General features: G+C 64.0%; 2 protein-coding genes. One reads left to right on the plus strand and one right to left on the minus strand.

Going from position 1 to position 3,783, the window contains the following annotated elements; translation table 11 throughout:
* On the plus strand, positions 1-500 hold a 500-nt coding region (locus tag MJ783_RS22565), incomplete at its 5' end, for a hypothetical protein (protein ID WP_239313744.1).
* Positions 501-1,522: 1,022 nt separating this feature from the next.
* Here the strand turns inward: MJ783_RS22565 and MJ783_RS22570 are convergent.
* Positions 1,523-3,783 (minus strand): bifunctional serine/threonine-protein kinase/ABC transporter substrate-binding protein (locus MJ783_RS22570; RefSeq protein WP_239313745.1); only part of this gene is annotated, 2,261 nt, incomplete at its 5' end.

Raw genomic sequence — 3,783 nt, forward strand, 5'->3', positions numbered from 1 at the left:
GCCCCGAGACGATCAAACTCACGGTTCGCGGAGTAAGAGCGCCCGGCAATACAGTCCTGCTGCCGGAGCCGCTCAAGCTCGGCGGACGCAGGCTCGCCCAGAGTTTCACACTGGCGCTAGGCCTCCTGCTCTCGTCCATGGCCGTCTCCTGGGGCTCGCCCGCGATCGCCGAAACCCGGCGGGCAGCTACCCCGCTGTCTGCGACGCACTGGTATGCGCTCCCCACCGCCGCCAACGGCTGCCACCTCAACCTGCGGTCCGGCCCGGCAACTGACTACCAGCTCCTGATCCGCCTCTCCAGTTGCGAGAACGGACCCTGGTGCTGGTACCAGATCCCGGACTGCGCCCACGCAACTGTGGACGAGGTGATCGCTGGGCGCTACAGCTGCCTCGACGAACAACGACGGAGAGTCACATCAAATCGCTGGACAGTTGTGGCACTGACCAACTCCAGATGGGCATATGTTGCTTCTCGCTGCGGGTCGACACGCCAGCTGTGACCCCTGGTGACGAGGTGCCGGATTCCAGGGGCCGCCAAACACGCGAAGGAATCACGATCGCAGTCGTTGGCCGCCAAGGATTCCTTCCATTCACCAGTGGTGGACAAAATGCTACAAATATGACTGCCGGCTGCTTGTCGACCACCTCCGACAATGGCAGGACAGGCGCCGCCGGCCAAGCCAGAATTCGCCGTCCGGCGCACCGGGCCGGACGGCGGATAGCGCCCTTTTCCACGCGCTCGGCGAGCCAACCGGCCTGGATACGACAGAAAACCGCCCTGGTACGGACAAAACATCCGCGGGGCACGTCGATGAGGTCTCTTTCGGACGCGGTCGAGCCGTCCATGCCTCAGCGAAGCGGTCGGCCATGACAGGGGAACGCCCCTCGGGGCTGCCACCCCGGCAGGTGATCCGACGGTCAGCGCCGTGGCGCCCGAGCAGAGCGGATCACGAGTCCTGGCTGGCATTCCGCCAGATGCGAGTCGAACCCCTGCAGGTCCTGCCAGGTGGCATGACAGATCCGGCAATGTGTGGCGTCCGGCTCGGTCCACCGGGCGCTACAGCCACCGCATGATGCCGGCGCTGGTACATCACGGCTCCTGGCTGTCTGGCCGGCATTGCGGATCGGCAGTGGCAGCATCGGCTGAGCACGCCGCGGCGTGCGGGTTGACGGGGTTTGGCGTCGGATCGGCACCCGGTCATCCTGTCGCAGAAGGTGACAACCGTCGCGCAACCTTTTCCGACGGGCGCGGCAACGAGACTCAACGCCCCCCATCAGTTCTCTCCGTACAAAAATGACTACAAAGCGACATCATCACAGGAAACTCGCGTGCCCGGCGGGCCGCCCGGCATAGCCGACGACCGGCTGCGTCCGCGACGCACACCAGTCCGCGGACACACCAGTCCGCCGACGCAGCCGAACATGACCCGGCTCCCAAGCGGGCGGCCTCCAGGCGGCTGCTCGTCAACATGGCCACCAGGCTCACCACGGGCACTCACCACGGCAGCGGCGCCAGCGCGGGTCAGCCATTCCCACGGGCCAGCTCCACCGCGCTGCCGATATACTGCCGCCGCCCGTCCCTGACCTGGTAGATGAAAATATCACCGCCCTGCACCTCTCCACTCATATCGAATTTGATTTTCTTCGTTATGCCTTCAAACTCGAAATCCCTGATAAATTTCGGATCACCGAAGGTGTGGGCGACAGATTGGCGGCTCACCTTTCCGCGCAGGCGCTTCAGGACGTCGATGACGACCCTGGTGGCATCGAAGGCGTCGGCGGCGTAGAAGTCCGGCTGCGCACCTGAAGAAATCTTTTCATACACGTCGACGAACTGTTGCACCGCCTGGCTCCGCGGTTCGATCTCGGCGACTTCGCGACACGGGCAGGTAAGATAAACGCCTTCAGCACCGTCCCCGCCCACTCCCGTGAGCAGCAGATCACTGTTACTCCCGTCACCACTCATTATCGTGCCCGTGAATTTCCGCTGCCGGAGAATCTTGATTATCTCGACGAACTCCGACGTATAACCGGCGTAGTACACCAGGTTATACGAACTGAGATCCGTGAGAAGCTTCGCGTAGTCAGTGCCCGGGGCAGCCGCCCGGGTGGTCACGGTGACAGGCAAATTCTTTTGCTGCTGGATCCGGTTGAGCTGTTTCACCAGCTCATCAGCGAGACCCGTACCGTATGAGTTGCTGCTATCGAAGAGCACCAGAACGCCACGAGGGCTGAGTTTCGAAATCATGTACTTCGCGCTCTGGGGCCCCTGCACCGTGTCCGGGGAAACTGTCCGGAAGAAGGTACTCACCGGGCCCACGCCCAGCGAGGTCAGCCCGGGCCCGGTCGCCGACGGGCTCACTGCTACAAGACCGGCGCCGGAGTAACTCAATATGCTCTTCTCCGCCGGCCCGGAGAAGGTGGGGCCGATGACGGCCACCACACTATGATCGTCAATGAGTTCCCGGGCTGCGCCAGCACCCTTATCCGCCAAACCCTGATCGTCCGACTCCTTCATCGTCAACCTGAAGGGGAGATCAGGGTCCTGGTTCGCAAGCTCGACAGCCGTCCGGGCGCCCAGGAGGGAGCTGCGGCCGAGTGCCGCGTTCCCACCGGTCAGCGTCCCCTGGAAACCAATCACGTACGTGGGTTTCACGACCGAGTGTGGGTGGGGCGGGTTGTAGGCCCATATGATGGCCACCGCCAGCGCGCCCGCGCCGACCGCCGCGAGAAGACGGGACCGCCGCCGGTGAAGGAGCCGGCCGAGCCCGCCATTACGCGTGCCTTCCTTCTTACCCTTTTCCTGGTCCGGCTGGTGACGAGCCGGTGGGACCGGAATCGGCCGCGGCGCGTTCTCATCCGGAACAGTCGTGTTGTTCATGGTCGAAATCGGCGTATTCGTGCCGGTGGATAGGATCCGCGGGGGCAGGACCGAGACGGTCGTTTCAGCTGCCGCCGCGGCGAGGCTGAGCAGCCGCTTGAGTATCGCGGCCAGCTCCGTCCCACGGACTTGGCCGCGACGAATCTCGGTCAGGATGTCTTCCAGTTCCTGTTCCGGCACATGCTTGCTCAACAACTCGACGAGCACGTCCGTCGCCGACGGCCGGCGCTGGGGATCTTTGTCCATCGCCTTCACGACAAGCGGGCGCAGCCCGCTGTCCAAACCCTCGAAATCCGGCTCGTCGTGCACGGCCCGGTAAAGCATCACATCGGGCCGGCCGTCCCCATGCGGCCGCCGGCCGGTGCCCGCATAGGCAATCATGCCGCCCCAGGCAAAGACATCCGCTGCCGGAGTGACGCTGTTATAACGCCTGATCTGCTCCGGTGCCATGAACGCAGGTGTCCCGAACACACCTGTCTGGGTGGCCGCGGTCGTGGCGTCGACAGCACGTGCAACCCCGAAGTCAATGATCCTCGGGCCGAGCGGGGACAGCAACACGTTCGACGGCTTGAGATCACAGTGCACGATGCCGGCATCGTGAATCACGATCATCGCGACCGCGGTCATGACCGCGAGTTGGTACAGCTCGATGCCCGGAAGCGGACCGTCCCGTTCGACCACGGCGCTGAGTGTCGGACCGTCCACAAATTCGGTGACGATGTACGGCTGCTCGGCGTCGGCATTGACATCCAGCACCGGAGCGGTGCAGAACGGCACAACCCGCTGGGCGTTGCGGGCCTCCCGCCGGAACAGTTTCCGAAATTTGGGATCGTCAGCGATATCGGCTCGGATGACCTTGAGCGCGACCACCAGCCCTTGCGGATCTTCCGCCCGGTAGACGA

The sequence above is a fragment of the Protofrankia sp. Cj3 genome (assembly GCF_917627355.1).
Classification (GTDB): domain Bacteria; phylum Actinomycetota; class Actinomycetes; order Frankiales; family Frankiaceae; genus Protofrankia.